Annotated in this window: 32 protein-coding genes; 13 read left to right on the forward strand and 19 right to left on the reverse strand. The window is 61.2% G+C overall.

What is annotated here, in order from left to right; all coding sequences use genetic code 11:
* Window positions 1–13 precede the first annotated feature (13 nt).
* The 6 genes from ACN6KF_RS30375 to ACN6KF_RS30400 form a co-directional block, all read right to left on the reverse strand.
* Window positions 14–367, reverse strand: coding sequence for a hypothetical protein (locus ACN6KF_RS30375; protein ID WP_434960604.1), 354 nt, complete (start codon window positions 365–367; stop codon window positions 14–16).
* A gap of 210 nt (window positions 368–577) precedes the next feature.
* Window positions 578–790 carry a hypothetical protein gene (locus ACN6KF_RS30380; RefSeq protein WP_434960605.1) on the reverse strand — a complete coding sequence of 71 codons (213 nt, stop codon included), beginning with the start codon at window positions 788–790 and terminating at the stop codon, window positions 578–580.
* Between the two features lie 263 nt (window positions 791–1,053).
* Window positions 1,054–1,200: a hypothetical protein gene (locus tag ACN6KF_RS30385; RefSeq protein ID WP_434960606.1), complete on the reverse strand. Its 147-nt coding sequence runs from the start codon at window positions 1,198–1,200 to the stop codon at window positions 1,054–1,056.
* Window positions 1,201–1,323: 123 nt separating this feature from the next.
* On the reverse strand, window positions 1,324–1,926 hold the full coding sequence (locus ACN6KF_RS30390) for a response regulator (protein ID WP_434960607.1): 603 nt from the start codon (window positions 1,924–1,926) through the stop codon (window positions 1,324–1,326).
* 230 nt (window positions 1,927–2,156) lie between these two features.
* A complete protein-coding gene (locus tag ACN6KF_RS30395) occupies window positions 2,157–2,573 on the reverse strand; it encodes a response regulator (protein ID WP_434960608.1) in 417 nt (138 codons plus the stop codon).
* Between the two features lie 282 nt (window positions 2,574–2,855).
* On the reverse strand, window positions 2,856–3,122 hold the full coding sequence (locus tag ACN6KF_RS30400) for a hypothetical protein (RefSeq protein WP_434960609.1): 267 nt from the start codon (window positions 3,120–3,122) through the stop codon (window positions 2,856–2,858).
* 255 nt (window positions 3,123–3,377) lie between these two features.
* On the opposite strand from ACN6KF_RS30400, the gene ACN6KF_RS30405 reads away from it, so the two are divergent.
* The 5 genes from ACN6KF_RS30405 (at window position 3,378) to ACN6KF_RS30425 (ending at window position 7,866) form a co-directional block, all read left to right on the forward strand.
* Complete coding sequence (locus ACN6KF_RS30405; RefSeq protein ID WP_434960610.1) at window positions 3,378–4,454, forward strand: ROK family protein; 1,077 nt, start codon at window positions 3,378–3,380, stop codon at window positions 4,452–4,454.
* 88 nt (window positions 4,455–4,542) lie between these two features.
* Window positions 4,543–4,698 carry a hypothetical protein gene (locus ACN6KF_RS30410; RefSeq protein ID WP_434960611.1) on the forward strand — a complete coding sequence of 52 codons (156 nt, stop codon included), beginning with the start codon at window positions 4,543–4,545 and terminating at the stop codon, window positions 4,696–4,698.
* A gap of 343 nt (window positions 4,699–5,041) precedes the next feature.
* Window positions 5,042–6,496 carry a PAS domain S-box protein gene (locus ACN6KF_RS30415; protein ID WP_434960612.1) on the forward strand — a complete coding sequence of 485 codons (1,455 nt, stop codon included), beginning with the start codon at window positions 5,042–5,044 and terminating at the stop codon, window positions 6,494–6,496.
* A gap of 89 nt (window positions 6,497–6,585) precedes the next feature.
* Entirely contained in the window at window positions 6,586–6,846 is a 261-nt protein-coding gene (locus tag ACN6KF_RS30420; RefSeq protein ID WP_434960613.1) for a PepSY domain-containing protein, read from the forward strand.
* An 87-nt stretch (window positions 6,847–6,933) separates the two neighbouring features.
* Entirely contained in the window at window positions 6,934–7,866 is a 933-nt protein-coding gene (locus ACN6KF_RS30425; protein ID WP_434960614.1) for an alpha/beta fold hydrolase, read from the forward strand.
* Here ACN6KF_RS30425 and ACN6KF_RS30430 read toward each other — a convergent pair.
* The 7 genes from ACN6KF_RS30430 to ACN6KF_RS30460 all read right to left on the reverse strand — a co-directional run bounded on the left by ACN6KF_RS30430 (window position 7,848) and on the right by ACN6KF_RS30460 (window position 12,364).
* Window positions 7,848–8,813: a DUF6328 family protein gene (locus ACN6KF_RS30430; RefSeq protein WP_434960615.1), complete on the reverse strand. Its 966-nt coding sequence runs from the start codon at window positions 8,811–8,813 to the stop codon at window positions 7,848–7,850. The two genes, ACN6KF_RS30425 and ACN6KF_RS30430, sit on opposite strands and share 19 nt — an antisense overlap.
* Window positions 8,814–8,841: 28 nt before the next feature.
* The gene (locus ACN6KF_RS30435) at window positions 8,842–9,120 is read right to left on the reverse strand and encodes an aa3-type cytochrome c oxidase subunit IV (protein WP_434960616.1); all 279 of its coding nucleotides are present in this window, start codon (window positions 9,118–9,120) and stop codon (window positions 8,842–8,844) included.
* A 190-nt stretch (window positions 9,121–9,310) separates the two neighbouring features.
* On the reverse strand, window positions 9,311–9,964 hold the full coding sequence (locus ACN6KF_RS30440; RefSeq protein ID WP_434960617.1) for a UdgX family uracil-DNA binding protein: 654 nt from the start codon (window positions 9,962–9,964) through the stop codon (window positions 9,311–9,313).
* A gap of 29 nt (window positions 9,965–9,993) precedes the next feature.
* Window positions 9,994–10,191 (reverse strand): hypothetical protein, encoded by a 198-nt coding sequence (locus ACN6KF_RS30445; RefSeq protein WP_434960618.1) that lies wholly within the window; start codon window positions 10,189–10,191, stop codon window positions 9,994–9,996.
* 32 nt (window positions 10,192–10,223) lie between these two features.
* Complete coding sequence (locus tag ACN6KF_RS30450; protein WP_434960619.1) at window positions 10,224–10,538, reverse strand: plasmid stabilization protein; 315 nt, start codon at window positions 10,536–10,538, stop codon at window positions 10,224–10,226.
* A gap of 127 nt (window positions 10,539–10,665) precedes the next feature.
* The gene (locus ACN6KF_RS30455) at window positions 10,666–11,667 is read right to left on the reverse strand and encodes a DNA topoisomerase IB (protein WP_434960620.1); all 1,002 of its coding nucleotides are present in this window, start codon (window positions 11,665–11,667) and stop codon (window positions 10,666–10,668) included.
* Between the two features lie 541 nt (window positions 11,668–12,208).
* Window positions 12,209–12,364, reverse strand: coding sequence for a DUF3309 family protein (locus ACN6KF_RS30460; protein ID WP_434960621.1), 156 nt, complete (start codon window positions 12,362–12,364; stop codon window positions 12,209–12,211).
* A 35-nt stretch (window positions 12,365–12,399) separates the two neighbouring features.
* Here ACN6KF_RS30460 and ACN6KF_RS30465 point away from each other — a divergent pair, with 35 nt between their 5' ends.
* Both ACN6KF_RS30465 and ACN6KF_RS30470 read left to right on the forward strand, forming a co-directional pair.
* Complete coding sequence (locus tag ACN6KF_RS30465) at window positions 12,400–12,855, forward strand: hypothetical protein (protein WP_434960622.1); 456 nt, start codon at window positions 12,400–12,402, stop codon at window positions 12,853–12,855.
* 63 nt (window positions 12,856–12,918) lie between these two features.
* Window positions 12,919–13,125, forward strand: coding sequence for a CsbD family protein (locus ACN6KF_RS30470; RefSeq protein WP_434960623.1), 207 nt, complete (start codon window positions 12,919–12,921; stop codon window positions 13,123–13,125).
* A 101-nt stretch (window positions 13,126–13,226) separates the two neighbouring features.
* Here the strand turns inward: ACN6KF_RS30470 and ACN6KF_RS30475 are convergent, their stop codons facing one another.
* Window positions 13,227–14,117: a DUF72 domain-containing protein gene (locus ACN6KF_RS30475; RefSeq protein WP_434960624.1), complete on the reverse strand. Its 891-nt coding sequence runs from the start codon at window positions 14,115–14,117 to the stop codon at window positions 13,227–13,229.
* A gap of 269 nt (window positions 14,118–14,386) precedes the next feature.
* Between ACN6KF_RS30475 and ACN6KF_RS30480 the strand changes: the two genes are divergently transcribed.
* Entirely contained in the window at window positions 14,387–14,890 is a 504-nt protein-coding gene (locus tag ACN6KF_RS30480) for a sigma-70 family RNA polymerase sigma factor (protein ID WP_434960625.1), read from the forward strand.
* A 157-nt stretch (window positions 14,891–15,047) separates the two neighbouring features.
* Here ACN6KF_RS30480 and ACN6KF_RS30485 read toward each other — a convergent pair whose 3' ends face one another.
* Window positions 15,048–15,293, reverse strand: coding sequence for a DUF982 domain-containing protein (locus ACN6KF_RS30485; protein WP_434960626.1), 246 nt, complete (start codon window positions 15,291–15,293; stop codon window positions 15,048–15,050).
* A 158-nt stretch (window positions 15,294–15,451) separates the two neighbouring features.
* On the opposite strand from ACN6KF_RS30485, the gene ACN6KF_RS30490 reads away from it, so the two are divergent.
* From ACN6KF_RS30490 to ligD, 3 genes are all read left to right on the forward strand, one after another.
* Window positions 15,452–15,643 carry a hypothetical protein gene (locus tag ACN6KF_RS30490; protein ID WP_434960627.1) on the forward strand — a complete coding sequence of 64 codons (192 nt, stop codon included), beginning with the start codon at window positions 15,452–15,454 and terminating at the stop codon, window positions 15,641–15,643.
* A gap of 152 nt (window positions 15,644–15,795) precedes the next feature.
* Window positions 15,796–16,671 carry a non-homologous end joining protein Ku gene (gene ku, locus ACN6KF_RS30495; RefSeq protein ID WP_434960628.1) on the forward strand — a complete coding sequence of 292 codons (876 nt, stop codon included), beginning with the start codon at window positions 15,796–15,798 and terminating at the stop codon, window positions 16,669–16,671.
* 1 nt (window position 16,672) lies between these two features.
* Window positions 16,673–19,210, forward strand: coding sequence for a DNA ligase D (gene ligD / locus ACN6KF_RS30500; protein ID WP_434960629.1), 2,538 nt, complete (start codon window positions 16,673–16,675; stop codon window positions 19,208–19,210).
* Window positions 19,211–19,228: 18 nt separating this feature from the next.
* On the opposite strand, the gene ku (ACN6KF_RS30505) is transcribed toward ligD, so the two are convergent.
* Window positions 19,229–20,020, reverse strand: a complete 792-nt coding sequence (ku, locus tag ACN6KF_RS30505) for a non-homologous end joining protein Ku (RefSeq protein WP_434960630.1) — start codon at window positions 20,018–20,020, stop codon at window positions 19,229–19,231.
* A gap of 52 nt (window positions 20,021–20,072) precedes the next feature.
* Window positions 20,073–20,429 (reverse strand): avidin/streptavidin family protein, encoded by a 357-nt coding sequence (locus ACN6KF_RS30510; RefSeq protein ID WP_434960631.1) that lies wholly within the window; start codon window positions 20,427–20,429, stop codon window positions 20,073–20,075.
* 322 nt (window positions 20,430–20,751) lie between these two features.
* On the opposite strand from ACN6KF_RS30510, the gene ACN6KF_RS30515 reads away from it, so the two are divergent.
* A complete protein-coding gene (locus ACN6KF_RS30515; RefSeq protein ID WP_434960632.1) occupies window positions 20,752–20,982 on the forward strand; it encodes a DUF2171 domain-containing protein in 231 nt (76 codons plus the stop codon).
* A 60-nt stretch (window positions 20,983–21,042) separates the two neighbouring features.
* Here ACN6KF_RS30515 and ACN6KF_RS30520 read toward each other — a convergent pair whose 3' ends face one another.
* Window positions 21,043–23,328: a penicillin acylase family protein gene (locus ACN6KF_RS30520; protein WP_434960633.1), complete on the reverse strand. Its 2,286-nt coding sequence runs from the start codon at window positions 23,326–23,328 to the stop codon at window positions 21,043–21,045.
* A 487-nt stretch (window positions 23,329–23,815) separates the two neighbouring features.
* Complete coding sequence (locus ACN6KF_RS30525) at window positions 23,816–25,072, reverse strand: ROK family transcriptional regulator (protein ID WP_434960634.1); 1,257 nt, start codon at window positions 25,070–25,072, stop codon at window positions 23,816–23,818.
* A 283-nt stretch (window positions 25,073–25,355) separates the two neighbouring features.
* On the opposite strand from ACN6KF_RS30525, the gene ACN6KF_RS30530 reads away from it, so the two are divergent.
* Window positions 25,356–26,390: a sugar ABC transporter substrate-binding protein gene (locus tag ACN6KF_RS30530; RefSeq protein WP_434961348.1), complete on the forward strand. Its 1,035-nt coding sequence runs from the start codon at window positions 25,356–25,358 to the stop codon at window positions 26,388–26,390.
* The last annotated feature ends 84 nt before the right edge of the window (window positions 26,391–26,474 follow it).

The following is a 26,474-nucleotide window of genomic DNA, read 5'->3' on the forward strand; positions in this document are numbered from 1 at the left end:
GGACCAAGGCCATTTACGAGGCGATAACCAGCGTCACCTCGTTCGTGTCATCGAATGTCATCGCGATCACCGAGGACGGCGCTGCGCCATGATCCTCCAGCGCGGCTTGCAGGCGGGGTGTATCGGCGATGACCTTCCTCATGCGCTGCAGCTCGTTCGGGCCTGTTTGGGCAATCTGCTGATTGACCATGACCCGCTGAGGAATCGACAGCTCGTCAAGAGTGGAGACCGTTACCGTTCTGATCTCGCCGGGAGCCCGCTCGATAACGCCGTCATCGGGCGAATCCGGCGGATTGGTCGCGGGTTGGGCCAGGCTGGTGGCAATGCCGGCAGCCAGGACGATCGGTGCGAGCAGAAGCTTGTACATGATGTCTCCTTTCCGGAAGATGGTCAGGGATCATCTTCGTCAAGTCTCGCACAAGAAGCGTTCGATCGTTTGCCCGTCAGGTGGCAATTTTGTGGATCGGAATGTGTTGCGAGCGGCCCGGCATGGAGGATTCCCCACCGCACTCGAGGCGGCTTGGTTCCAGACCACGTTCGCAACTGAACGCTGGTCGGCTCTCTAATCCCACGCGCTCTAGCCAGCCTTCTTGGCGTCCCTCAAAGCCCTTTGCAGCTTGAAGGCAAGTTCCAGCAGACGCTGCGGAATGGGTTCCCGCTCGACGCGGGCCAGAATGCGCGCCACTTCCTTGTCTGTGGATCTGGCCTTGTCACTCTTCTGATCGTTGTCCACTGAACTGCTCATCTCGCCGTTGGTCGGGGGCAACTTGCTCGAGCCGAAGAACGTCAAGGAGCGGTTTCCTCGGTCGCCTGCCAACAGACTAAGAGGTTTGTGCGGGGAAGTCACTTGCAAAGGTCCTGTCGTATTTGCCGTCCTCGCAAGTCGCGGGGACGGACTCGATATGGCCTTGCTAACCATCCTTACCGAACAATGTTCCGGACGCAGGACGCAATCCTCGCATTACCTTCGGCATAGGGATGTGCACTGATGCAATGGTGCCGGGTGTCTCATCACGGCTGCGGCCTCTCAGGCTCAAGCGCGACGCGTGCCGCTCAATCGGAGGGCCCCTTAACTTTGACGCCCTGGCCGCCAATAGTAATTTCAACGGTATTCTTGTTTTGCTCATGGTAGATGTAGGCGCCAATACCGGCAGCCGCTACGATTACGACAATCAGCAAAATGAGGGTGTTGCGGCTCATGAAATCTCCAGACGCGATCGACTACGGGACATCAACGCGTCGTTGCCCTTCATGGTTCCGCTGTGTCCAAGACCGGCGGATTGGTCTGAAATTTCGGCGGAAGAAACTCGAAGATTGTGCCGTTCAATCGAGCAGTTGGTGACCGATGGCAATGAAAGCCCGATCCATGATCTCGCAAAGCCAGGGAAGCGTATCCTGATCTCCGGGCTTGCCATCCGCCAGATCGATGGCGGCAAGCAGCGTTTGTTCGACCAGCCGGTCGGCGGCAGCCTTGCCGGGAAGATATTGGCGTGCCCTGAGCCTGAGTTCGGGAAGGAAACCGGCCACGTCATTGGTCGGATCCCCGGCGAGGCCCTTGATTTCATCCTGCGTCCTGCGACGCGCCGCAAACAGGGTTTCAAGCAAAGCGTGACGGTCGCCCGACTTGCGAACATTGTCGACATGTTTGAGATGCAAGGGGATGACGTCTTCGTCATAGCTGCTGAAGAAGACGAACGGGATCCCCAGTGCGAGCAGGCGGTCCGCGATCGGGAAGACCATCTTGCCATTGATGTTGACGTCCAGGATGGCCGCATTCGCCGAACTTACATGGCATTGCGCCGCCTCGATCGTTGATGCCGGCCCGAGGATCACAGCCCCTTTCTGCTCGAAATAGTCGGCCAGATCGCCCGCGAGAAAGATCTCGTCTTCGACGATGAGGAGACGTAGGCCGTGGAGTTGCTGCATGGGTCGTCACTTGTTTTGAGTCAATCCGGCCGAATGCGGCTGCCGCACCTTCTGCCCTGGTGGAGTTCGCGTGAAAACGCCGTGGCCTTTTCTTTCGAGGCCGGCGCTTAACGATTTCCACCAGTGCTTGCCTGTAACCACCCAAACTTGTGCATGTTCCATGGAGCGTTTGGAACAGTCTAAGGATCCGCCAGGAATGGCGCCGCGCCAGACCTTTACTGCCCAGACCTTTACTGCCTGGTCAGGCGGGCCATTGTTTCCAGCAATAGCTGATGCTGAACCGGTTTGCCCAGAACCGGCGCGTCGGGAACTTTCTGCCGGAAGGCTTCTGGAAGCATCTTGCCCGTGCAGAATGCGATGGGAATGCCACGGGCCGCGAGCAAGTCGACGATGGGTTCGCTCGTATCCCTTCCGAGGCTTATATCCAGAACGGCGGCCGTGATGGATTGCTGATCGGTGATCTCCAGCGCGGAGGCCAAAGTCAGGCAGGGACCCGCGATCCGGGCGCCGGCGGATGCCAGCGTATCCTCGATATCGAGCGCGATGATGATTTCATCGTCGGCAACCAGGATCGTATTGCCTGCTAGGATGCCGCCGGAGGACAGCTGGTCCTTTGTCATAGAGTACTCCTTCCGCAGGGCCAGCATGGATTCGGCCAGATTCCGGCGCACCGATAAATGAGGCACCTCGGAAAATGACGCTGGCAGGGAACGTCGATGCCGCCTGGGCCAAACGTATCTGATCAGGATTAGAGAATTACCGCCCGGTTCGCCATCCATGCCGGGCAGAATAATGATCCGATCTGTAGACGGAATCCCATCCCCCGCTTTCGCCCCGATCGATGCTGACGCGTAAAGCCTTGATGCGGGACATGTCGGTCGTTCTCCCAATCTCTCCCGAACCGACGATGGCGATTGCCACTTTCAGCATCACTCGGCTTTGCCGCTCGGGCTGTCGAATTGGCTGCGCTGACGGGCCGGTTCGGATTCGGTTGCCAGGGCCTCGCCATCTTCGGGACCTTCCGGAAATTCTACGGATATGTTGACGTTTCGGCGGTCTTTGAGATCCAGCGAGGCAGCAGTGACTGCGGTTTCGAAAGCCGCTTCCGGAAGTTCGTATCCGCCGCCGCGCTGGCCATCGTGCTCGATGACCCAGCCTTCGGCGGTGCCAATGATGCGATAGGATGCGTGCGACATCGTCGGTCTCCTTTGTCGGATCGGTTGCAAAAGGGGTGAGCCGCGGGCGTCGGCCGCTCAGCCTCGACGACTTCAGGCAAACCCGAGGGTCCGCTTCAATGCCTGCTTGCCTACCGAACGACACGCGCGGAAGAGGGTTCCCCCGGCTGCGAGCCATTTTTGCCGGCCTCGGGGCAGACTTTGGGGGGAACCTTCCCGTGTGCGATTGGTTGTCGCCAGCAACAACGGTTGCCGAGGGGATCGACGGGTTCGGGAATGAACGATCAAGCGGGCTGGCAATTTCTCAATCACGGCGGCGACATGCTGCCTTCCGTCCGCGTCGATGGCTACAATATCGGCCTGCGCGACAAGGAGGGCTTTGTCGGCGACAAGGCCAATACGGGAGCCTTTCTCGGAAAGCTTGAGGAGTTGCGCCTGCTCTACCGCAAGACGGGCAATGATCCCCTGGGTGAGGAAGCCACCGAGGAAATCAAGCGCAGGCAAATCGACGACATGCTGATCGGCGACGATTTGAACAGCGCCGCACTCGTGCACGGTGCGTTGGAGGAATTTGCCCGCTCGCTGTCGAGCGTGATCCGGCGCTTCCTGCGAACCGCCTCCTGGCGACGCACCGAACGCATCGTCATCGGCGGAGGCTTTCGGGAAAGCCGTGTGGGAAGACTGGCGATTGCAAGAACCCAGGCCCTGCTCAGCGCCGACGAGGGCTCGGTAGAGGTGGTGCCAATCACCAATCATCCGGATGAAGCGGGGTTGATCGGCAGCCTGCATCTGCTGCCGCCCTATGTGCTGGCCAATCACCACGGCATGCTGGCGGTGGACATTGGCGGGCGCAACATCCGGGCCGGCATCGTGTTGAGCCAGGTCGACAAGCAAGCCGATCTTGGCCGGGCAAAAGTTGAAAAGCTCCTGATCTGGCGCCATGCCGATGACGAGCCGGCGCGAACGGCGGCAATCGGTCGGCTTGGAGAGATGCTGCAGGATCTGCGTTCGCGGGCTGAGAAGAACAAGATCAGCCTTACCCCGGTGATCGGTGTCGGTTGTCCGGGCGCCATCAAATCCGACGGATCCATCGCACGCGGGGGCCAGAATCTGCCGGGCTCCAATTGGGAAAGCGACAATTTCAACCTGCCGGCAGCCTTGCTCAAATTCGTGCCCAAGATCGGGGGGCAGCAAAGCCACGTTGTTCTTCACAACGACGCCGTGGTCCAGGGCCTGTCGGAGGTGCCTCGCATGGGCGACGTCAAGCGCTGGGGCATATTGACGATCGGCACGGGGCTGGGCAATGCGCGCTTCACCAACAACAAGAAGGAGGGCAAAGCGTCCATCCGCTGACGCCGCCGCGAACACAGCATCCTCATGAGGTTGGAACCGAATTGTCTCCGGGCCGTTGGAAAACCATATATCAACGGAGTGGAGCACGATGCCCGAGAAAAAGGCGATGGAGCCCCTGGGACGCCCCAACGACAAGGGGCGGAACGAAGAGGCGGAAAAGCTCAAGCACGGCGAAACACCGAAAGACCAGACCGGTGCGCCCAAAGGCAAGAACCGCAGCAATGCCGGTGAGAACACCTCCTGAAAAGGCATGAATCCGGCTAGGTTGCTGCTGGCTGCGACACTTTTTACCATGAAGCAGATCCTGCCTTTGTCAGGCGGTCGAAGACTTGGCTGGCCGGGTTTTGGAGTGTATTTATCCGAAGGGCGCCGCTATTGAGATAGTGGTATTCTACCGCACTTCGAGGCAGGGTGGTGCATCTCATATGCCGATCGATCTCGGAGCGGGTATCGAGCAATAGTGCCGGGTCTTTGAGATAAGTAGGGCTGGGTCGGCGTTGAAAACCAAGAAGGAGGAGCTGAGTGGAAAACCGACGCTCGCTTTTGGGGCGGCGGATTCGCACGAACAAGTGCCGCTCGTGCATCGGATGCGCCAGCAAAGTTCGCTTTTCCACTTCACCGATCGGCTCTATCGCGCACGCAATCTCGATCAGATCTACAGCGCGGCCCTGGATGCCATCGATGACATGCTGGGCTGCACGCGTGCATCGATCTTGCGGTTCGATGGCGGGGGCGTCCTGCGTTTTGCGGCCTGGCGGTGGCTTTCGGAAGAATATAGGGCCGGTGTCGAGGGACATTCGCCATGGGAGCCTGGCGACGAGGAGCCGGCGCCCGTCTATATAGACGACATCGCTCAGGCCGATCTACCGCCCGACCTTGCGGCGCTGACCCGGCGTGAGGGCATTGGTGCGTTGGCCTTCATTCCGGTCATGGTCAGCCAGGGCATGGCCGGCAAATTCACCCTCTATTATGAGGCACCCCATCTTTTCGCGGATGAAGAGCGCGAACTGGCGCTGATCATTGCCCGTCAACTGGGTTTTGCGATAGAGCGTCACCACGGCGACCAGACCGCCCGCCGCTTGGCCGCGCTCGTGGAATCTTCGGACGACGCGATCATATCCAAGAATCTCGAGGGGATCATCACCAGCTGGAATGCCGGGGCCGAGCATCTGTTCGGCTATGGCGTTTCCGAGGCGATCGGCCGATCGGTGATGATGCTGATTCCACCCGACCGGCATAATGAGGAGCCCGCCATACTGGCGCGCATCCGGGCAGGGGAGCGGATCGACCATTATGAGACCATCCGCCAGCGCAAGGACGGCAGCCTGGTCGATATCTCGCTGAGCGTGTCTCCGATCAAGGATGCCGATGGCATCATCATCGGTGCATCCAAGATCGCGCGCGATATCACCGAACGACGCCGGGCCCAGGAGCAGCAACAACTTCTCCTGCATGAGATGGATCACCGGGTCAAAAACCTGTTCGCCCTTGCAACCAGCATCGTCAATCTGAGCGTGGCCTCCGCCGAAACCCCGGCGATGCTCGCCTCGATCGTCGCCGATCGCTTGGGCGCGCTGTCGAGGGCGCATGCCCTGACCCTGGCTTCCGGAACCGTCGACAACGGCTTCAGGAAAACGGCGACCCTGCACGCGCTGATCGAGGCCATTCTGGCTCCCTATGTGGAAGGAGCGCAAGGTGAGCGCAAGCGGTTCACAGTTGAGGGGGTCGATTTCGAACTTGCGGAAAGCGCGGTTACGCCGGTTGCGCTTCTTCTGCATGAATTTGCTACGAATGCTGCCAAATATGGCAGCTTTTCTACATCGGCAGGCCGGGTGGAGATCGAATGCGGGCGCCGTGACGGCGATGCCATCATCGTGTGGCGCGAGCTCGGCGGCCCGAAGGTACAGCCGTCGGGCGCGGAAGGTTTCGGTAGCCGTCTCGTGCGACTGGCCGCCAGCCAGTTCGGCGGATTTTCGCGCCAATGGCATTCTGAAGGGCTGGTCATCGAATTGACGATGGATCTGAGCCGCGTCGGCGCGTGATCCTGGCCGACGTCCCGGGGCGACGTCCTTGGGAACCTAAAGCCTTCTGTTTGGTTTTTGTTGTGCATTCGAAACATGAGGGATGCGCAATGGGAAGACTAGTCGGGGCCCTTGCCGGCCTTCTGCTTCTTGCTGGGGTGGCCAGCGCTCAGACCACCAGCACCGCTCTACCTCCACAGGGCAGCCTCAAGCTGTCGCAGATCATCGCGAAGGTCGAAGCCCGCGAGGGCTTTGCCTATATCTCGGAGGTGGAATGGAGCCAAAGCGGCTATTATGAGGTCACTTACATGACCACCGACAAGGCCAAGGTCGAATTGCATCTCGATCCCATGTCCGGCTCTACACGTTAGGACCGATACGCTCATTTGACGCGGCAATTGTATCGATGGAGCCGCAGGGCTGGCTCCTCCCGGGCGGAGGATCATCGTCGTACCGACATGGGCTATCGCCAATCTTCCCATCCAGGCCGATCGCATGGCGGGATCGGCCTTACCAGGAAGGAGTTTGGCGCGATGGAAGAGCGGACCATTGAAGGCGAGGGGGTGAAGATCCAGACGCAGGCTTTCGGCAATCTCGACGATCCGCCTATCCTTCTGATCATGGGCGCATTCGCCTCGATGGCCTGGTGGCTCGATGACTTCGCGGAATTGCTTGCCTCGGGTGGCCGTTATGTCATCCGCTATGACAACAGGGATACCGGCCTGTCGACGGCCTATGTGCCGGGAACAGCCAAGTACACACTCGAGGACATGGCGAAGGATGCCATGGCTGTGCTCAGTGGCTACAATCTGCAGGCAGGTCATCTGGTCGGCATGTCGATGGGTGGGGTCATTGCCCAGTTGGCCGCACTCATCAGGCCGCATCGGGTCAAGACGTTGACCATCGTCAGCTCCACGCCGCTCGGCGTCGAGTGGTTGCCGCCGCCCGACGACGACTACAGGAGGCACATGGCCACGCTCGACCATCTGGATTGGAATGATCGGGATCAGGTGGCGGATTTTCTGGCCCGCGACGCCGAGGCGGTTGCAAGCAAACGCCACCCGCATGATGCCAGCGCAGCCCGGCGTCTGATCGAAAGGGATCTGGCTCGTTCGCCATCCTTTTCGAGCCTGCAGAACCATTTGGCGGCGGCGGCCCCGTCGCCCGTCCGAGCCAAAGCCGCTGATATCCAGATTCCCACCCTGGTCGTGCATGGCATGGCGGATCCGGTGTTTCCGATCGCACATGCCCATGCCATGGTGGCGGCCATCAAGGGAGCGCGCCTCGTCGCCATCGAGGGCGGCGGCCACGAACTGCATGCCGAGGACTGGCCGCAGATCGCACGGGAAATCCTGCTCCACACTTCCGTCATTCACGTTGGAAGATTGTGAGAGCCGGGCCTTGTCCTCGATTCTTGTCTCGGTGGAGGAGTGTTTTCTGACTGTTCCTCGCCCAGCCGTCGCCGGGCATGCCACAAAGGCAGCACATACCACAGCCCCAGCAGCAGTGCGGCCGAGAGGCCGGCGAGCAGATTTGCAAGCTCATCTCTTTGGGCGATCTTCTGCACGACCACGTGGACGTCCGCACAGAGGCCGAGAGCCAGAAAGACGGTTGCAGCCAGGACGAGCCGACTCGCAACCTCATAAAACTCTTCGGTATCACGGCCGCGGTAGCCCAGCCGGTGGTAGGCGGCCGGGGCCATCAGCAGAATGGTGGACAACGCCACCAGCCCGAGCGCCAGGCCGTGCACCAGCTTAGCAGACGGGGGCAGGCGTTCGAAGCCCTCGGTCAGGATGATGGCCAGTTGAAAGCCCAGAAGGGCCTGTGCACCGGGCAGAACCACGCGCGCCTCGGTCAGGACGTGGTCGACCTTGGTGCCAATGGAGGTTTCCTGGGCGATCGGCATAGGTTGTTCCCGCTGTTGCCGGCATTGAAAGAGCGGCAGGCCGTACCAGGTGCCCAATGCGAGGACGGACCCGGCCAATGCTGCGGCCACGCCAGTGGCGAAGCCGGCGACACGGATCCCGGCTATGTAAAGAGCGAACCCCAGCGCCAGTGCGAATGGCAGCAAGGTTGCAACCATCGCCCATTTGACCGTTTCTTCAACCCCAGGAGCGGCGTGCCCCTTGTGGACGATGCGATGGTGCGCGCTGGGGAAGACCAGAAAGCCCAGAACCAGCACCATGAGGCCGAGCACGATGATCTCGATGGCCTTTTCGGCGGGCGTGAGATGTTCGAAGGCGTCCTGGAAAGGAGCCTGCAATTGAAAACCCAGCAGGATTTGTGCCCCGAGCATCAAGGTGCGGGATTCATCGAGAGCTGCCTTGACCCTGCCCATCTTCACCTCGTGGCCCGAACGGGCACGCTCAACCGGCGGCGATCGCCAGGGTCAGCAGGCAAAAGGCCAGTACGGCGGCTCCAGGCTTCCAATCAAGGCCAGGGATCGCCGCGCCAACCACGGCGGCAACGATCGATAGAGCGACCTCCAGGCAAGCCAGAAGCCATAAATGGGCCACCCCTCCGACAGCGAGTGCCACGAGGTGGGAGAGCAGGAGAAAGACCACGATCAGTGTGAGCCGCACGAAGCCTTGATAGGCGTGACGATGCTCGGCGAAGTCGAAGGATTTTCTATCCGGTTGCATCATTCGTACCTCCCTCATCGACGAATGAAATCTGGGCCTTACCCGCTCCTCAGGCTGCGGGCCGGACCTCGACTGCAACCGGGGAGGCCGGCCGCGAGTCTGTTTCCTAAGCCGGATGCGGCAGGTTTGTTCCATTGACTGCGCGTTTGGAGGCTGTCTCACGCTAGGACAGCGGGGCGTGCCTGAGGTGACTTCATCGTGCCTGTACCCTTTTTGCGAGGATGGCGTGGACCTTGCGTAGATCCTCGATGAAGGCAGAACGGGCGCGCGCAGCCATATCGGAGTCCGGGATGCGCAGCAGATAGCTGGGATGGACAGTCACGAGAATCTGGAGCCCGTCCGGCCCGGGCAGGACCTGGCCGCGCTGTTTCATCACACCGACGCCACGGCCGAGCAGGGCCTGGACAGCCGTCGCACCGAGAGCCACCACCAATTCGGGCTTGATGATCTTCAACTCCCTGTCCAGCCACCATTTGCAGGCCTGCACCTCGCCGGCATTGGGCCTTTCATGAATCCGGCGCTTGCCCCAGCGTTCGAATTTGAAATGCTTGACGGCGTTGGTGAGGTAGCACGCGTCGCGATCGAGTTCTGCATCCTGGAGGCATCTGTCGAGCAACCGGCCGGCCGGCCCGACAAAAGGGCGCCCCTGCCGGTCCTCCTGATCGCCCGGCTGCTCGCCGACCAGAACCAGGCGGGTATCTTCCCGACCTTCTCCCATCACCACCTGGGTGGCATGCTTGTAAAGATCGCAGCGCTCGCAAACAGCAACCAATCGTCTGACCTCGGCGAGCGTGATGATCTCGTCCTGATCTGGGTCCAGGGTCTCTGCGCCGGTTGGAGGTCGCATGGCGGTACCCGTTCGAGCTTGCCGTAGCGTCATCGATCCAGATCACCTGATCGGTGCGGGGGACGACCTTTGTCCGGTGCGCGCTTGACTCCGCCGCCAGGCTTGCTGTGGGCACGTCGTTCTTCCGGATCGGTCGGTGGTTTCACCTTGTCGAACCGATATTCCTCTCGCTCGGTGGTGTAGGGCTGGTCGCGGTCCCTGTCCGAAGGCTTCGGCTTGCGGGTCATGATGTCTTCCCTCACGCTGCGGGCATGCCGTATCAGGCATGCCCCGCTTCGTGGCGCTTGCGCGTGGCGGCTGCTTTCTTGGCGGATGCGGAGCGTGCCGCCGCTGGCCGCGAGGCGGAAGCCTCGCCTCCGAGCTTGCCGCCCTTATGGGAAGCCGGATGGGTCGTGGCTTTGCCACGCCCCGACCCGCCCGGTTTCTTGCCGCCACCATCGTCCTTGTTGACGGTGGCCCAGGCGCGCCTTTCGGCCTCCTTCTCGGATACGCCGCGAGCCTCGTAACCCTCGGCGATATGGTCGGCCTTGCGTTCCTGCTTGTCGGTATATTTCGACTTGTCTCCACGGGGCATGATGGGCCTCCTTTGTGCTGGTCCTCCAAACCAATACGGCCGTGCCAGGTTCCCGAATGGCCTCGACATGGCGAAAATCGTCGAGGAAATCGAGGAGGGCCCGCATGTCCGGACGCGAGCGATCCGATCAGACGGTCTGCTCTTTTGTGGCCAGAAGATGCAGCGCCGCTTCCGCGCGGCGGCGATAGCTGCTCGAACGGGCCTTCATGAACGCTGCGCGCAGCTTGCCGGTTTTGAAGGAGTCGAGGATGAGGGCCGGGACATAGCTCTTGCGGGCGACCGCCGGTGTGTTGACGAGATGATATGATACCTGGCGTATGACGGCGGCAATCTGCCGTTTGCGGCCTATTATGTTAAGAGCCGGCGTCAGGGCGGCGAGTTCCTGGACGGCCCATTTGCTGGCGCCCAGCAGGCGCAGATCCTTGGCCGTGACGTCGATGCCGGAAATGTCGCGCAGATAGGCGTTGATGTCGCCAGCTTCGATGGGGTGGAGGGCGCCGTCCGCACTTACGAACTGGAACAGCCTCGGCCCCGACAAGGCGCGCAGGCGGCCGAGGGCGCGGGCGAGGGCGGCATCGTCCGTCATGCAGCGTATGGGCTTGCCGCCCTTGCCGCGAAACCGCAGTTCGACCCGGCCCGCCTTGATAGTGAGATGCCGTTTGAGCAGGGTGGCGGCGCCATGGCTGCCATTGTCCCGCGCATAGGCGGTGCCACCGACCCGTATATGCGTGCTGTCGATCAGGGCGACGGCGCAGGCGATGGCCTTGTTCCGATCCAGCTTCGGAGAGGCGAGGTCGCGGCGGACAGCGGCCCGGATCCTGGGAAGCGTGCGCAACAGCTTTACCATGTTCAAGGCCTTGCGGTTTTCCCGCCGACGTTCCCACTCGGGATGATAGCGATATTGCAGCCGTCCCGCTTCATCCCGACCGACCGCCTGGATATGCGCCCGTTCGTCGGACGCGATGCGGACCTGAGAATAGGCCGGTGGAATGGCCAGGGCGCGAAACCGCGCCAGGGCCGCCTTGTCGGCGATCCGATGGCCCTGAGCATCGAGATATGAAAACCCCCGCCCGCAGCGGCGCCGGCAAAGCTCGAGTTGATTGGGCGATACGATCCTCAATCTTGGCATCGCTCCCTCCTAGAGCAACGTGCGATTTCTCCGAACCGCAGTTTTACTCTAACTCTTTGTTTCGACGCGTCTTTGCGATTCCAGGTGGCCCGGTCAAATCGCAAAACGCTTTAGCAGCGGATCAACGGCGCAAAAAGGGACTGGTTCCAAACGCAGCGAACACATCAGGCTATCCGCCCAGGGAACCCCTATGGTTGTCGAGGGTTAGGGAGAGTGTGCCGAGCCATGTGTGGCGGCCATGTGTGGCGTAGTCCACGAGACGGTTGCCGCAAGGATGGCTGTGCTCAAAGGAGCGATACCATGAGATCCAAACAAGGCGGAACCGGCATGGCGCCCTATGCGGCCGAGTCTCGGCACGAAATCCGCACGCTTGGTCGCGATGGACAACGAAATGCTGAAGGGCAGCTGATGCCATCCGGCGCGGCGTTACCCCCGCACTCGTCAGGCAGGCTGCAGAGAGATCGGCTCCCAAACCAGGGAGCGTGGAAGAAGGCGGCACGAAACGAAAGCGGGCACCGCCGTCGTCCCAGTCTCGATAGAATCACAATCGACCTAACAGGAGCAGCAAGAGCAGAATGACGACGACAAGGCCGAGGCCGCCACTCGGCCAATATCCCCAGCCGGTCGAATAAGGCCATCTTGGCAGGGCGCCAAGCAGTGCAAGTATAAGAATAACGAGGAGAATTGTGTAAATCATGCTAATCTCCTTTCAATCGGTGGGTAGAAACTCACATGATTGGGAAATTGTTCCGTGTATGTATGATAATTACTGACAGATTTCTGAAGGCATATTCAGGTATCTGGAGAATTCCTTGTGAAGATTGGCTGAAATCGACATTCCGCGGCACGCTCGCCCTGTTGCAGATGCCGATATCGGACCAGTCAGCAATCTTTCTGGTTGGGGAGGATACGATGTCCCGCCTTCGTCTACTGGTATCTCTTGCGGGTGGATTCGCCATCGTCAGGCTGCTCGACGAAAATCGGCGTCTACGGGTGGAACTCGACGCCCGTATGGCCCGGGAAGCAATCTTGGACGAGAAGTCCAAGCGCGGATTGGGCGGGGAGCGCCATGCCGGGACTGAGGCGATGCGCTATCCTCCTGGGCAGTGGGATGAAGTGGATGAGGCGGCGGACGCATCCTTTCCCGCCAGCGATCCCCCCGCTTTCAATAGCCGCCGCACGACATGAATGGGCTTCAGAACATTTCGGCTCCTGGCGAGTTTGGTAGCGGTCTCGAAACAGGAGGACGACATGGATTGGAATCGCGTGGAAGGAAACTGGAAGCAGCTCAAGGGTCAGGTGAAGGAGCAATGGGGCAAGCTCACCGACGACGACCTGGATGTCATTGCGGGTCAGCGTGAGCAGCTCGAGGGCAAGCTTCAGGAGCGCTATGGTCTCACCAAGGACAAGGTCCGCTCGGAGATCGATTCCTGGTACGCCAGCCGGAACTGGCAATAAAACAAGCGCCCCGGATCACCGTTCGCGTGGTCCGGGGCGCGCTTGATTTCGGGGGAATCGCGGCCACGGCGGCGCGTAGCGCCTCAATCGGCACAATAGGTCTAACTCTTTGCTTGAATCGTAAAACGTTGGAGCCGCTCCATCAAGGTCTGGGCATCATGTGGTGCCTGCAGCTTGTCGGTATTGTCGAAGAAGACGAAAACGTCGCGCCGTCGCGATATGTCCTCGGGCTGTCCCACCAGCCGGCTTTCGACCGGTGTCCTGCCCAGGGCCCACGCCTTTACCCGTCTTGCCCAGAGATCGATCGCCTCAGCATCGTAAGCGCTGCGATAGAGTTCCTTTGATCCATGCAGCCGGCAATAGATGAATTTCGACGTGACATCCATGACAAGCGGCCAGTCGACACTGTCAGCGCAGACGAGGGTCACATCGTGCTCGCGCAGCAGTGTGATGAAATCGCTGACGAGGAAGCTCTCGTGTCGGATTTCGAGAGCATGTCGTATCGGCTGCTCTCTCGGCGTCTTCAGCCACGGTTCGGTGCGGAGTTTGTCGTCATGCTTCCTGGCGGCATGCACGGCGGCGGCGGTATCGCGAGGCAGTTGCTTCAGGAAATCCGCGAGTAGATCCGCATCGAACCGGAAACTGGGCGGCAGCTGCCACAGGATCGGGCCCAGCTTGTGCTCCAGGCGTAATACGCCGGAAGCGAAGAAATTGGCGAGCGGCGCCGAAATCTCGCGCAGCCGCTTGACGTGGGTGATGAAGCGCGGGGCCTTGACGGCGAAGACGAAATCATCGGGGGTTTGCTCGAACCATCGCGCGAAGGTCGTCGGCGTCTGCAGACGATAGAAAGTGCTGTTGACCTCTATCGTCTTGAAAACACTGCTGGCATAGGCGAGTTCGCTCCTGTGCGGCAGTCCTTCGGGATAGAATTTGCCGCGCCAGGGCGGGTAGTTCCAACCCGATATGCCGATGCGGACATCTGCACGGCGCATGCCGATCTCCCCCACGCGGTCCAAACCCATTTTTGATCAAACCGGCACCGGCACATGCTGTTCCAAGTGCGCTATCCAAAGGAACGAGCGGCAGCAATCGGGACGACGCGGGTATCGAAGATGAAGGACGGCGGGCTGCGGCGACTCGAATGAAGGTGTTGAGGTTTATCGCTTAGGGGCGGAACAACCTTCGCGCTCCCTGCGTTGAATTAGCACACCACACCATCTCAGCCGCCAAAGGAAGGGGATTTTCCTTGCCGGATAATCATGTGACCGAGAACACTGAGCGGACCGACATCGTAAAGCTGATCCCTGCCTTGCGCGCTTTTGCACGCACCTTCTGTCAGGAACCCACCGATGCCGACGACCTGGTTCAGGAAACGCTTCTCAAGGCTCTCGCCAATATCGATCAATTCGAACCGGGAACCCGGTTGAAGTCCTGGCTCTTCACGATCATGCGCAACAGCTATTGCACAAAGGCCAAGAAGAGGAGCCGTGAGGTGCTGCGCGGCGACGACACGCTGTTCGATAGTGCGGTGCCGTCGGGCGAACAGGAATGGAACGTCAGGATGGGTGAAGTCGGCCGAGCGTTCCAGAACCTGCCCGACAAATACAAGGAGATCATCGCCCTCATCGTGATCCTGGGCGAATCTTATGAGAACGCGGCGCAGATCTGCGGCTGTGCCGTGGGCACGGTCAAAAGCAGGCTCAACCGGGCGAGGGCCCGCCTGACCTTTGAAATGGGCGAGGAGGATTATAGGCAAGCGAGCTAGTCACGCACGCTCGGCCTGCCGCAATATCCGCGTTCCTGGTAGAAGTCGGAGCGCCTCGCCAGCCAACCGTTACAAGCTTGTAGCGGCAACCGTGTTGGCAGGCCTCCTGTCGGGCCACGCCCGGGGAACGGGCAGGGTAGCCGTCATGCATGCCTTCTCAAGGCATCACGGGAATTTCGGCTTCCTTGCAGGCTTCGAGGAAGGCGGCTCGCGCATCGTCGGGCCCCCCGATCCCGGCCAGAACATCCAGACAAGTCCGCTGCGCTTCGATGAATTTCGGCCCGATATCAGCAGACCATTCGTTCTGCAAATAATAGGATGCCTCTTCGGTGGAAGTCAGAATCCTGACGTTTCCGCTGTCGGCTCCGAGCTGGACCGGGCGGCTCCAGGGTTGGGTGTCCATATCACATCTCCTGATTAACAACCCGGGTAGGGTCGGATGGTTCCGGGCGGAGCGAGCCATGACCGGTTGGCGCAGGCAGGCAGTCTCCGCGCCCTTGAGGAACGTATCGGCAGGAAAAGGGTTTGGGGCGACAAGCAGATCGAGAGAAGGAGGCTGACATGACCCCTACGATCGAAAAGGACAATGTCCAGCCGGCCCCGCGCGATGGGCGGGATACGCAAAACATTACAGCCGATACCGTCCGGCAGGGGCCAGCGGGCTGGCGGGTCCTTTATGTGCTGGTGGTGGGAACGGTCGGCGCTGCCCTGGCCTGCCTCGTTGCTTATCTGGCCTGGGCATATCTCCGATAGGATTGGGCCCTTTCGTTCCGACGCCATCGGACGGCAAGGCCGACAGCGACAGAGCGCAGGAACAATCGCATCGACGCTCGGTTTGAGAAATAGTCGCGGGTGTCGTCGCCAGAGCTCTCGCGGCGGTCATCGTCGAGCCTGGAGGTAGATCTATGGCGCCACGAGCGAACTGGAAGGGATTCCTGAAAATTGCGGAGGTTGCTTGTCCGGTTGCGCTCTACACGGCCGCATCGGCTTCCGATCGCATAGTATTTCACACGCTCAACCGTGCAAACGGCCATCGCGTCCATCGTGTCTTCATCGATGGCGAGACTGGCAAGACCGTGCCTCGGGAAGAGCAGGTCAAAGGCTATGAGACAACACCAGGCGACTATGTCGTACTGGAGCCGGAGGAAGTCGCATCCGCCGTGCCGGAAAGCGACAAGACTCTGGCCGTTGACGCCTTCGTGCCATGCAGGGAGATCGACGATGTCTATTTCGACAACCCCTATTATCTCGCGCCGGCCAATGGGGAGGCCGAGGAAGTCTATGCGGTGATCCGCGATGGCATGAGCGCCGGCGAGGTCGCGGCGCTGGCCCGAACCGTACTGTTCCGGCGGGTCCGGACGGTGCTGATTCGGGCGCATGGGCCGGGGCTGATCGCGACCACGCTCAATTTCGACTATGAGGTGCGCCCGGCCGAGGAGGTCTTCGATGACGTTCCGGACCTCACCATCGAAGGCGAGATGCTGGATCTGGCCAAGCACATCATCCAAACCAAGTCCGGCGCATTCGATCCATCGCAATTCGAGGATCGCTATGAACAGGCCCTCGCCGATCTGGTCAAGGCCAAGATCGCAGGAAAGCCGGTTCCGGTCCGCAAGGAGCCTGCCCGCGAAAAGGTGGTTGATCTGATGGCGGTCTTGCGCGAAAGCGCGGGGGTGACTGGCATCAAACCGGCGCGGCGATCCTCGGCGCCCCCCAAGGCCGCTCGCAAGACGACCACGCGCAAGACGACTGCGCATAAGACTCGGCGCAAGGCGGGCTGAGATGAGCGCGCTCGAACCCTATCACCACAAACGCGATTTCAAGGTGACCCCCGAACCCAAGGGACGAGCCGGTCGCAGGCGCGGCAACAGCTTCGTGATCCAGAAGCACGACGCCAGGCGGCTGCATTATGATTTCCGGCTCGAGATGGACGGCGTGCTCAAAAGCTGGGCGGTAACCAAGGGACCCAGCCTGGTCCCCGGCGAAAAGCGCCTTGCCGTGCATGTCGAGGACCATCCGCTCGACTATGGAGATTTCGAGGGAACCATCCCCAAGGGGGAATATGGCGGCGGCACCGTGGTCCTGTGGGATCGGGGCACTTGGCAGTCGATCGGGGATGCGCATCGGGGCTATGACAAGGGGCATCTGGAATTCGAGCTGAAGGGCGAAAAGCTTGCCGGCCGCTGGCATCTGATCCGGATGCGCGGCAAGCCACGCGAAAAGCGCGAGAACTGGCTACTGATCAAGGCAGAGGACGAGGCCGCTCGTCCGCCGGACGCCCCCGACATTCTGGAGGAACGGCCGGAATCGGTGAAGACGGGCCGCGATGTCGCCGAGATTGCGGGCGAAGAACCGGGCTGGTCATCCAAGACGGGCAGGATTGCTCCCAAGGCCAGGCGGACCCGGCAACCAGCAGGTCGACACAAGCCCGGCACCGTCTCCGATCCGGCCTCGATCAAGGGGGCAAAGAGGACGCCGATGCCGGATTTTGTCGAGCCGACGCTCGCGACGCTCGTTGCCAAGGCGCCGACCGGTCCCGATTGGATCCACGAGATCAAATTCGATGGCTATCGCCTGCAGGCGCGCATCGAGGCAGGGCGGGTCAAGCTCCTGACCCGCAGCGGTCTCGATTGGACCGGAAAGTTCGGCAAGCGGGTGCCGGCAGCATTGCAGGCCCTGCCGATAGGCTCGGCGCTGCTCGATGGCGAGTTGGTGGTCGAGGCCGGCACAGGAGCCTCTGATTTTTCCTCTCTGCAGGCCGATCTGAGCGAGGGTCGCTCCGACCGCTTCGTCTATTATGGCTTCGATCTCATCCATCTTGACGGCTATGACCTCCGGGCCTTGCCGCTCGTCCGGCGCAAGATGCTTTTGCAGGAACTGCTCGCCGATGCCGGGGCGGAGATCCGCTTTTCCGATCACTTCGAGGCGAGCGGCGCCATGGTCCTGCGTCACGCCTGCCGGCTGAGCCTCGAAGGCATCGTCTCCAAGCTTCGCACAGCCCCCTACCAATCCGGGCGCGGCAGGAGCTGGGTCAAGTCCAAATGCTCGGGGCGCCAGGAGTTCGTGGTCGCCGGCTATGTGCCATCGACGATATCCCGAAAGGCGATCGGATCGCTCGTCCTCGGCGTCTATGAAGACGGGGGCCTGGAGCCGGTCGGCCGGGTCGGCACCGGATTCACCCGTTCGGTCGCCGAAGCTCTGTTCGGGCGCCTGGAGGGCATGCGCGTCAAGCAGAACCCGTTTGCCCGCCCGCTCACCGCCGAGGAAGGGCGGGAGGTGCGTTTCACGCGCCCGGACTTGGTGGCCGAGGTGGAATTCCGGGCCTGGACGGCCGATCGTCATCTGCGCCATGCTGCCTTTCGCGGTCTTCGCGAGGACAAGCCGGCAAAAGAGGTCGTCAGGGAGACCAGGAAAAAGGCAGGAACCATGGCTGCAGCACCGCGCCGAACCGTGAAGCTCACCCATCCCGACCGGCTCTATTGGCCGCAGGAAGGCGTGACGAAGGAAGGGCTTGCCGATTACTATGCCGAGGTCTGGCGCGCCATGGCCCCCTTCGTCGTCGGCCGACCGCTGGCCCTGCTGCGTTGTCCCGATGGCATCGAGGGACCTCGCTTCTTCCAAAAGCACGCCTGGAAGGGCGTGAACGAGCACATTCTTCAGGTGAGCGACCCCAAGGACCGGGATGGCGAGCCCCTGATCGCGATCGAGGACCTCGACGGCCTGATCGGCCTGGTCCAGGCTGCCGTCCTGGAGATCCACCCGTGGGGATCGACGCTCGCCGATTGGGAGCGGCCCGATATGATCACAATGGATCTCGATCCCGGTGACGATGTCGCGTGGGGCGAGGTCATCGCAGCCGCCGAACAGGTGAAGGAGCGGCTGGAACAGGCCGGGTTAACTGCTTTCGTGAAGACGTCGGGTGGCAAGGGGCTGCATGTAGTCGCTCCCTTGAAGCCGAAAGCCAACTGGCCGAAGGTCAAGGCCTTCACCAAGGCCATGGCCGATGCCATGGCCGCCGACAGTCCGGATCGCTTCGTCTCAACCATCGCCAAGGCAAAACGCCACGGCAAGATCCTGATCGATTATCTGCGCAATCAGCGCGGCTCAACGGCGGTTGCGCCCTATTCGACGCGAGCGCGGCCGGGTGCCGCCGTTTCCATGCCGCTCGCCTGGGAGGAACTGGCGCCCGCGATCGGGCCGGCCTATTTCACCGTGACGAACACGCCGACGCGGCTATCGGCCCTTGCCGCCGATCCCTGGGCGCATTTCCTCGAGGCGGCCGTGCCCCTCGAAGCCCGGACGGTGCGCAAAACAGCTTGAGAGAGGGCGGTACGGAGATCAGCGTCGTGCCTCGCGCGCCAGGCTCCGGCGCAGGGCATCCATGATGCTGACCACCTTGCCGGGCACTTCGGTCTTGGGCTGGGCCGCGGACCGACGCCGCCCTTTCTTCTTGGTGGCGATAATTTCGAGAAGACGCTCCTGCACGGGATCGCGGACCATCTCCGGGCTCCAGGATTTCGTGCGCCCATCGATCAATTTTTGCATGAGCTGCAGCGCGGCCTGATCGGGACTGATATTGCCGAGCTTGTCGAAATAGGTGCCGGGGTCACGGACCTCGTCGCCGAAACGCAGGGTCCACACGACGATGCCCTTGCCGCGGGGCTCCAGCATTACCGCACGCTCCCGCCGATACATCACCAGGCGGGCAATGCCGACCATATGCGTCGTCGCCATGGCGTCCCGGATGACCGCGAAAGCTTCCTCCCCGACAGGATCGTCCGGCGTCAGATAATGCGGCTTGTCGAGCCAGATCCATTCAATGTCCTCCTGCGGCGCGAAGAGTTCGATGTCGATGGTCCGGGTGCTTTCCAGAGCGACGGCCTCGATCTCGTCTTCCTCGAGCATGACATAGTCTTCCTCGCCGCGCTGATAGCCCTTGACCTCGTCGTCCTCCTCGACGTGCTTGCCGGTGACCGCATCGACATATTGACTGACGATACGATTGCCGGTCGCGCGGTTGAGCGTATGGAACCGGACTTTCTCGCTCTCCGACGTCGCCGGCGTCAGCGCCACCGGGCAGGTGACCAGCGAGAGTTTGAGGTAGCCTTTCCAGAACGGGCGAGAAACCATGGGGCTTTCTCCTGAGGCAAGGCACGTTCATGTGAACGCCGGGAGGCTCTTTCTATGTCTCCCGCACGAAGATATCGGCGTTTGTCGTCACCGCGTGGGGCCAAGGGCGCTCGGTGATGCGGGCGTCCGGATCGAGCTGACCATCGGAGATGACATGCCAGACCGTGTTGAGGCGGTCGCCGCGCGACAATCCGCTATAGGAACAAAGCAAATCTCCGCCAGCGGTCGAGGCCGTGAAGGCAAAACTGATGCAATGTCCGAGATGAAGGCCCGAGACGGCGATCTCCGTGCCGTAGAAGCCGCTTTCGAGGAGCGCCGTCTTGAAAGTGCCGGTGATCCTGCCTTCCGCATCATCGGTAATGGTAAGGATCGATCCGTATTGGTTCTTCCATCTGCCTACCCAGCTCATTCCAGTCCTCCCTATCGGCTCTCCCGCCCTTGTCGGCGCGGTCGCGCCGGGCGAATGAGACGATGTGCGCCGACGGGACGGCGTGCTCTCGGCATGTCCGCGAGGGACCATTCCTGAAGAAGAACAAGCTTCGGCGCGGATTGTTTCATGCCGCCGACCGGAGCTGTGGCCAATCTCGATGGCCTGAGCGACGCCAAGGCTTGCCAATCACCGTGGTGTGACGGGTAGCGACAAACCCAACCAGCCTCGTCCCTCGGGATGCCTTGAGGAACTCCATATCCGCTGGGCAGTTAGATTCTCGATTACACGAGAGGGCACGGCCATGATGGATATCCGCGAAAATATGGAAGTCGTTGACGCCAATGATCAACATGTCGGCATTGTAGAAAGCGTGGAAGGCTCCTCGATCAAGTTGAGCAGCGAGGATATCCTGGATCCCCGGGAGCCTTTCATCGACATATCCCAGGTGTCCGCGGTCGAGGGGAACAAGGTGAGGTTGCGGCAGAAGGTATCGGCCGTTGCGACGCGAGCTTTCCTGTCTTCCGAGGAATAGGCAGCCGCGCTTGCCAGAGCGACGGCTGCCTCATGCCGCAACGGGCATTTTCCGAGCCACTTAATGCGCGGGCGCGTAGGTCACGATTTCGCTCGCCGCATTTTCGACCGCTGGCTTGGAATAGAGCAGGGGCACATATTGTCCATCGGCCCAGAGCGGCGCGAGATCGCGATAATGGGGGCTGAAGGGATTTCCCGATTGTCCGGGCGCGTTGATGACGCGGCTGGCATCCCAATTGCCGACATCCAGCACCATGCGGAAGGAAGCGCCAGAGGTCAGGCGAAAGTCCGAGCTGCGATAGCTCGTGGCATGGGGCACGTTGCTGGCACCTCCAAGCTCGAGCGGGCCCACACGCATCTGCGCCTGGGTCGAGGGGTCGGCAAGCGACGTGAGCGCGTGATCGAATTGGGCATGGTGCAGCCGGCCCCAGCGCCATTGGCCGGCATCCTCGCCGAGAAGCTTGGAAACCTCCGCGACCGCCGCGCCGATGCTCTGCAGCAGCAGCTTGTCGCGTGCCGCGGCCGGATCGGTGCCGAGCGAGGCGTCCGGTTTCTCCAGAAGCTCGAACATCGCGCCGACGCTCGGCTTGGGAATGAGGGAGCGAGCCGCCTCCGGCACGGTGGCGTTCACCAGCGCCGGACCGATATGCTTGCTGATCCACACCTCGAACAGGGCGGCGGCCGCGCTGTCGCGGTCATCGCGCGCATTCCAACCACGCAAGAGCTGCAGCCCCTTGCCTATCTGGGGATCATCGGATTGCAGCGGCTTGAGGAGCACGATCAGCCGGCGGCCAAGCATGGTGGTGTCGTCGTTCTGCAAGTCCATTGCGTCGGCGAGGCTGAATTTCTTCTTGTCCTGCAGTACCTCGACGATGCGGTCCCAGCGGGCGGGATTGGCCCAGGAATCGAAGCCGATGCGGCGCTGCGCGACCGGATAGTCGGGCGGCAGGTTCATCTGGTTGGCGGTGGCGAAATAGCCGGTCTTCGGATTGAAGACGCTCGGCAATTCATCCAGGCGCAAAAAGCCCTGCCATTCATAGCGCCCGTCGCCCGGCACCGGCAGCAGACCGTCATAGCTAAGGCGGCGCGGCGCCATCCCACCCGGCTGCCAGCCGATATTGCCCCTGGTATCGGCATAGATCTGGTTTTCCGAGGGCGCGCCCCAGCGCTTCATCGCAGCCTGGAATTCAGGCCAGGTCTTCGCCGTCATGTAGTCGGACGAGCCGAAATAGGCCGAGGTTCCCGGCTCGAACCAGACGGAGCGAATGGTAAAAGCCAGATTGCGCTTGGCATCGGTGGCTAGAACCGGCCCGTGCCGGGTGAAGCGCATCTCGATCTCTTGTGGCTCGGCGCCCTTGACCTCGACCTTTTCGCGCACGATCCGGATCGGTTCCCAGTCCGTGCCGAACTTGACCTGATCGGGATTGCTCGGATTGAGTGCCTCGACATAGAGATCTTCCTGATCCATGCCGAAGATCGTCAGGCCGAAAGCGATGCGGCCATTATGGCCGATCGAAATGCCGGGCAGCGCCGGTTCGCCGGCGCCGATCACATTCATGCCCGGCGCGACGAGGTGAACGATATAGCGCAGGGACGGCACGCTATGGTCGCGATGCGGATCATTGGCCAGGATCGGGCGCCTGGTTGCCGTGCGCTTGCCGGAGACGACCCAATTGTTGGAGCCGATCGTCTCGACCTTGGTCTGCGCCTGCGCAAGGAGGGTGTCAGGATCATAGGCCTGCGCCGCCTTCTTGCCCGCCCCGAACTTCACCGGATCGGTCGCAAGCGTGTAGTCCTTGAGCACATCCCGTGGAATTGAACAGGGATCGAGGCCATCGGGAAGCTTCGTCGTCCAGGCGGGTTCGAATTGAGCCTGGAGCCTGTCGGCCTGGAGCCCGGCAGCGCAGGCAATTTGTGCGCGCTGCACTTCGAGCTCGACATTGCGCGTCAGACCGTGACTGCGGATGCGCACGATATCGTCCGCATTCCACAGATCGGGACGCGAGCCGGCGATCTTGAACTCCTCGGGTAGCGGCTGCGCACCCTCCCGCGTTTCCTGGACATAGGCGTTGACGCCGGCAACGAAGGCGTCCGCGTAGTCTTTCGCATGCGGCCCGTAGGACTGCCATTCCTTGCCCATGTCGCCGCGATAGAGGAACAGGCGTGCCGCACGGTCCTGCTCGACATAGCTCGAACCGAAATCCCTGGCCAGAAGACCAAGGCCGCGCTTGCGCCACAGATCAATCTGCCACAGGCGGTCGCGCGCGGCATTGTAGCCTTGCATGAAGAAGGCATCGCGCCGGTTGGCGGTATAGAGATGCGCGATACCCCAGTGATCGAGGATCATTGTGGCAGGGTGCTGCAAACCGCGGATATTGTGGGTCTGTTGCCGTACACCCGATGAGATTTCCGCAAGAGAAGGTGGAACCCAAGCGACCAACGCGACGGAGCTTAGAAAGATGGTCAGGCTACGAAGCATATCAATGACCTTATTTTTCTATGCGGTACACTTTTGAAAATTATGATTATTTTGAACAGGACGCGAATAGTGGCGTCATTTCTATCGTCAGACAAGATGCTTATCTTCGTCTCTTCCGGAATATCCGTCGCCAGAGCCGCATGTCTTGCTTGAATTGGACACCGCGAGGCCAAGCCTCGCCGTCGCAGGCGGATAGCGTGCATGGGCGGGGGCAGGCCTGGGCCGTCGTGTCAAAATAGGTTTAATTTACTGAAAAAAATCTTGCAATAACAATATGTTATTGCATATTTTTTAATTCATGAATGAAATCTTGTGCCGTATGGGCGAAAGGGCTCAAGGCACCATTTGCGGTGCCCTAGCGGCCGTGAAGATCGCCGTTCTTGACGGTGTTGTTCTCTTTGGAGCTGTCCGCGAGCACGAGAAAGCGCGCCGATAAAGGCAGGCTGGCGCCGCCGAGCGCGCGGGCATGAATGCCCACGGTTCCCTCGCGCACATGGGGCGTTCTAAGTCCCTCAACGTCGATTCTGCCGAATGCCTCGCGCACGGCGTCGACAAGGCGCGCCCTGACATCGGACGGCATCCAGCCATCGATGACGGCTGCCTCGAAATCGATCACGGCACAGGACGAGACGATGGCGTACGCCAGGGCGTCGGCCGCCTTGCGGATCCAGAGCTCGACTTCCTCACCCAGATCGCCCCATACCTCGGGCGATGTCCATAGATGCGCGGCTTCGATGCCGCGTTCCTTCAACGCCTTTTCCAGCATGGCGATGGAGGCGACGTCGATGAGCTGGGTCGGCCTGCCGTCAGGGCCGGGGACAGGCATGGAGCCGAGCGCGCCGGCATTGCCGGTCTGGCCGCCGAACAGGCGGCCGTTTAACACGATGCCTCCTCCGGCAAAGGCGCCGATATAGAAATAGACGAAGTCACGCACGCCTGCGAACTGGCCGAAGACGAGTTCGGCCCCACAGGCTGCGGTGGCGTCATTCTCCAGATAGACCGGAAAATCGCAATTCGACTGGAGGTCGGCCTGGATGCTGCGATCGCGCCATTCGTCCATCACGGCGGGCGGGGCACCGGCCGCATCGGCCCAGTTCCACAGCTCGAACGGCATGGCGATGCCGAGCCCCGCGATGCGTTTGTTCGCGGCAGGACTGAGCGTTGCCCTGATGGACGCGATGCCGTCGAGCGCAAAGCCAATCGTCTCGCCCGGGGCAGGGTAGCGGTAGGATTTGTGCAGCATCGCGCGCACATTGCCGAGAAAATCGATCAGCACCAGATCGGCGCTGCGCCGCCCGATCTTCAGGCCGAGGAAATAGGCGCCTTCCGGATTGAGTGCCATGGGGATCGAGGGCTGGCCGATACGTCCGCGCACCGGTTCCTGACGCGTCAGCAAGCCTGCTTCCTCCAATTCCCGCATGATCACCGAAACGGTCTGCAGTGACAGGCTGGTCATGCGGGCGATGTCGGATTTGGCCAGGGCGCCGTGCTCGCGAACGAGCGAGAGCACGATACGCTCGTTGTGGTCGCGCATACCACTCTGGTTGGTGCCGCGATGAAAGCGGCTCTCGGCCAGCTCGGGCGAACCGGCCTTCTGGGTGCCAGCCTCCATCCCATTTCCTCCCCGTAAGCAGAGTTTCTTAATATTGCAGCTTCCTCTCGTTCGAATCCGTGGCTCGAACGAGAGGAAGCTGCATTGGGCTACATCGCTCCTTTCACCAAGAATGGGCGCTTCGTGCAAGGGCGTCAATAAATAACTAAATAAGACTTATTTATTTATTGACAAGGCAGGCAGGGATGATGTTTTTTATGTCCAGGCGCCAATGCGGCAATGAAGGCGCCCCGAAAGCGAGGTCCGGGCAGCCGGCCAAGCGATCCAAAATGGGAGGAATATGATGAAAAAACGTGTCCTGAAGTCGGCGCTGTTGTGCGCCAGCGTCCTGTCTCTCGGTGTCTTTGCGACCCCAGGCTTTGCAGCCGATGTCGGTGCCTGCCTGATCACCAAGACCGACACCAATCCCTTCTTCGTGAAGATGAAGGAGGGCGCGACTGCCAAGGCCAAGGAGCTTGGCGTCAACCTCAAGGCCTATGCGGGCAAGATCGACGGTGACAATGAGAGCCAGGTCTCGGCCATCGAATCCTGCATCGCCGACGGGGCAAAGGGCATTTTGCTGGTGCCTTCGGACTCCAAGGCCATCATCGACTCCGTCAAGAAGGCCCGCGCCGCCGGCATCCTCGTTATCGCGCTGGACACGCCGCTGGAGCCGATCGACGCCGCCGACGCCACCTTCGCCACCGACAATTTCAAGGCGGGCGAACTGATCGGCCAATGGGCGCAGGCGACGCTGGGCGACAAGGCCAAGGAAGCCAAGATCGCCTATCTCGATCTCAATCCGAGCCAGCCGACCGTCGATGTCCTGCGCGACCAGGGCTTCATGAGTGGGTTCGGCATTTCCAAGATCGCCAATCCGACCAAGATCCAGGATTGGGGCGATGCCCGCAACGTCTGCCACGACGTGACCAACGGCAATGAAGAGGGCGGCCGGTCCGCCATGGAGAATTGTCTCCAGAAGGACCCGATGATCAACGTCGTCTACACCATCAACGAACCGGCCGCCGCGGGCGCCTATGAGGCGCTGAAGTCCGTCGGCCGCGAGAAGGACGTGCTGCTCGTCTCGGTCGATGGTGGCTGCCCGGGCGTGAAGAACGTCGCTGAGGGCGTCATCGGCGCCACCTCGCAGCAATATCCGCTCAAGATGGCGGCCATGGGCATCGAAGCCATCAAGAAGTTCGCCGATAGCGGCGAGAAGCCCAAGCCCACCGAAGGCAAGGCGTTCTTCGACACCGGCGCCACCCTCGTCACCGACAAGCCGGCTTCCGGCGTCGAATCCATCGACACCAAGAAAGGCAAGGACCTGTGCTGGGGCTGATCTGAGCTCAGCCCGGCCAACGTTCAATCTTGTTCTTACGGAGGAGCGGCCCCCGCGCCGCTCCTTTTGCGAGGGGCCCCGCCC

Origin of the sequence: Labrys methylaminiphilus subsp. lupini, from assembly GCF_051161885.1 — a bacterium.
In the GTDB taxonomy this organism is placed as follows: domain Bacteria; phylum Pseudomonadota; class Alphaproteobacteria; order Rhizobiales; family Labraceae; genus Labrys.

Bases quoted from the DNA above. Each gene is read 5' to 3' on its own strand.
- ACN6KF_RS30490 (WP_434960627.1), top strand. From the start codon at position 15,452: ATGACCCCTACGATCGAAAAGGACAATGTCCAGCCGGCCCCGCGCGAT.
- ACN6KF_RS30415 (WP_434960612.1), top strand. From the start codon at position 5,042: ATGCGCCAGCAAAGTTCGCTTTTCCACTTCACCGATCGGCTCTATCGC.
- ACN6KF_RS30515 (WP_434960632.1), top strand. From the start codon at position 20,752: ATGATGGATATCCGCGAAAATATGGAAGTCGTTGACGCCAATGATCAA.
- ACN6KF_RS30420 (WP_434960613.1), top strand. From the start codon at position 6,586: ATGGGAAGACTAGTCGGGGCCCTTGCCGGCCTTCTGCTTCTTGCTGGG.
- ACN6KF_RS30375 (WP_434960604.1), bottom strand. From the start codon at position 367: ATGTACAAGCTTCTGCTCGCACCGATCGTCCTGGCTGCCGGCATTGCC.
- ACN6KF_RS30450 (WP_434960619.1), bottom strand. From the start codon at position 10,538: ATGCCCCGTGGAGACAAGTCGAAATATACCGACAAGCAGGAACGCAAG.
- ACN6KF_RS30445 (WP_434960618.1), bottom strand. From the start codon at position 10,191: ATGACCCGCAAGCCGAAGCCTTCGGACAGGGACCGCGACCAGCCCTAC.
- ACN6KF_RS30485 (WP_434960626.1), bottom strand. From the start codon at position 15,293: ATGGACACCCAACCCTGGAGCCGCCCGGTCCAGCTCGGAGCCGACAGC.
- ACN6KF_RS30430 (WP_434960615.1), bottom strand. From the start codon at position 8,813: ATGGGCAGGGTCAAGGCAGCTCTCGATGAATCCCGCACCTTGATGCTC.
- ACN6KF_RS30400 (WP_434960609.1), bottom strand. From the start codon at position 3,122: ATGTCGCACGCATCCTATCGCATCATTGGCACCGCCGAAGGCTGGGTC.
- ACN6KF_RS30440 (WP_434960617.1), bottom strand. From the start codon at position 9,964: ATGCGACCTCCAACCGGCGCAGAGACCCTGGACCCAGATCAGGACGAG.
- ACN6KF_RS30525 (WP_434960634.1), bottom strand. From the start codon at position 25,072: ATGGAGGCTGGCACCCAGAAGGCCGGTTCGCCCGAGCTGGCCGAGAGC.
- ACN6KF_RS30530 (WP_434961348.1), top strand. From the start codon at position 25,356: ATGAAAAAACGTGTCCTGAAGTCGGCGCTGTTGTGCGCCAGCGTCCTG.
- ACN6KF_RS30435 (WP_434960616.1), bottom strand. From the start codon at position 9,120: ATGATGCAACCGGATAGAAAATCCTTCGACTTCGCCGAGCATCGTCAC.
- ACN6KF_RS30470 (WP_434960623.1), top strand. From the start codon at position 12,919: ATGGATTGGAATCGCGTGGAAGGAAACTGGAAGCAGCTCAAGGGTCAG.
- ACN6KF_RS30460 (WP_434960621.1), bottom strand. From the start codon at position 12,364: ATGATTTACACAATTCTCCTCGTTATTCTTATACTTGCACTGCTTGGC.
- ku (WP_434960630.1), bottom strand. From the start codon at position 20,020: ATGGTTTCTCGCCCGTTCTGGAAAGGCTACCTCAAACTCTCGCTGGTC.
- ligD (WP_434960629.1), top strand. From the start codon at position 16,673: ATGAGCGCGCTCGAACCCTATCACCACAAACGCGATTTCAAGGTGACC.
- ACN6KF_RS30385 (WP_434960606.1), bottom strand. From the start codon at position 1,200: ATGAGCCGCAACACCCTCATTTTGCTGATTGTCGTAATCGTAGCGGCT.
- ACN6KF_RS30410 (WP_434960611.1), top strand. From the start codon at position 4,543: ATGCCCGAGAAAAAGGCGATGGAGCCCCTGGGACGCCCCAACGACAAG.
- ACN6KF_RS30455 (WP_434960620.1), bottom strand. From the start codon at position 11,667: ATGCCAAGATTGAGGATCGTATCGCCCAATCAACTCGAGCTTTGCCGG.
- ACN6KF_RS30425 (WP_434960614.1), top strand. From the start codon at position 6,934: ATGGGCTATCGCCAATCTTCCCATCCAGGCCGATCGCATGGCGGGATC.
- ku (WP_434960628.1), top strand. From the start codon at position 15,796: ATGGCGCCACGAGCGAACTGGAAGGGATTCCTGAAAATTGCGGAGGTT.
- ACN6KF_RS30405 (WP_434960610.1), top strand. From the start codon at position 3,378: ATGAACGATCAAGCGGGCTGGCAATTTCTCAATCACGGCGGCGACATG.
- ACN6KF_RS30520 (WP_434960633.1), bottom strand. From the start codon at position 23,328: ATGATCCTCGATCACTGGGGTATCGCGCATCTCTATACCGCCAACCGG.
- ACN6KF_RS30395 (WP_434960608.1), bottom strand. From the start codon at position 2,573: ATGCTGGCCCTGCGGAAGGAGTACTCTATGACAAAGGACCAGCTGTCC.
- ACN6KF_RS30475 (WP_434960624.1), bottom strand. From the start codon at position 14,117: ATGCGCCGTGCAGATGTCCGCATCGGCATATCGGGTTGGAACTACCCG.
- ACN6KF_RS30390 (WP_434960607.1), bottom strand. From the start codon at position 1,926: ATGCAGCAACTCCACGGCCTACGTCTCCTCATCGTCGAAGACGAGATC.
- ACN6KF_RS30465 (WP_434960622.1), top strand. From the start codon at position 12,400: ATGATTGGGAAATTGTTCCGTGTATGTATGATAATTACTGACAGATTT.
- ACN6KF_RS30510 (WP_434960631.1), bottom strand. From the start codon at position 20,429: ATGAGCTGGGTAGGCAGATGGAAGAACCAATACGGATCGATCCTTACC.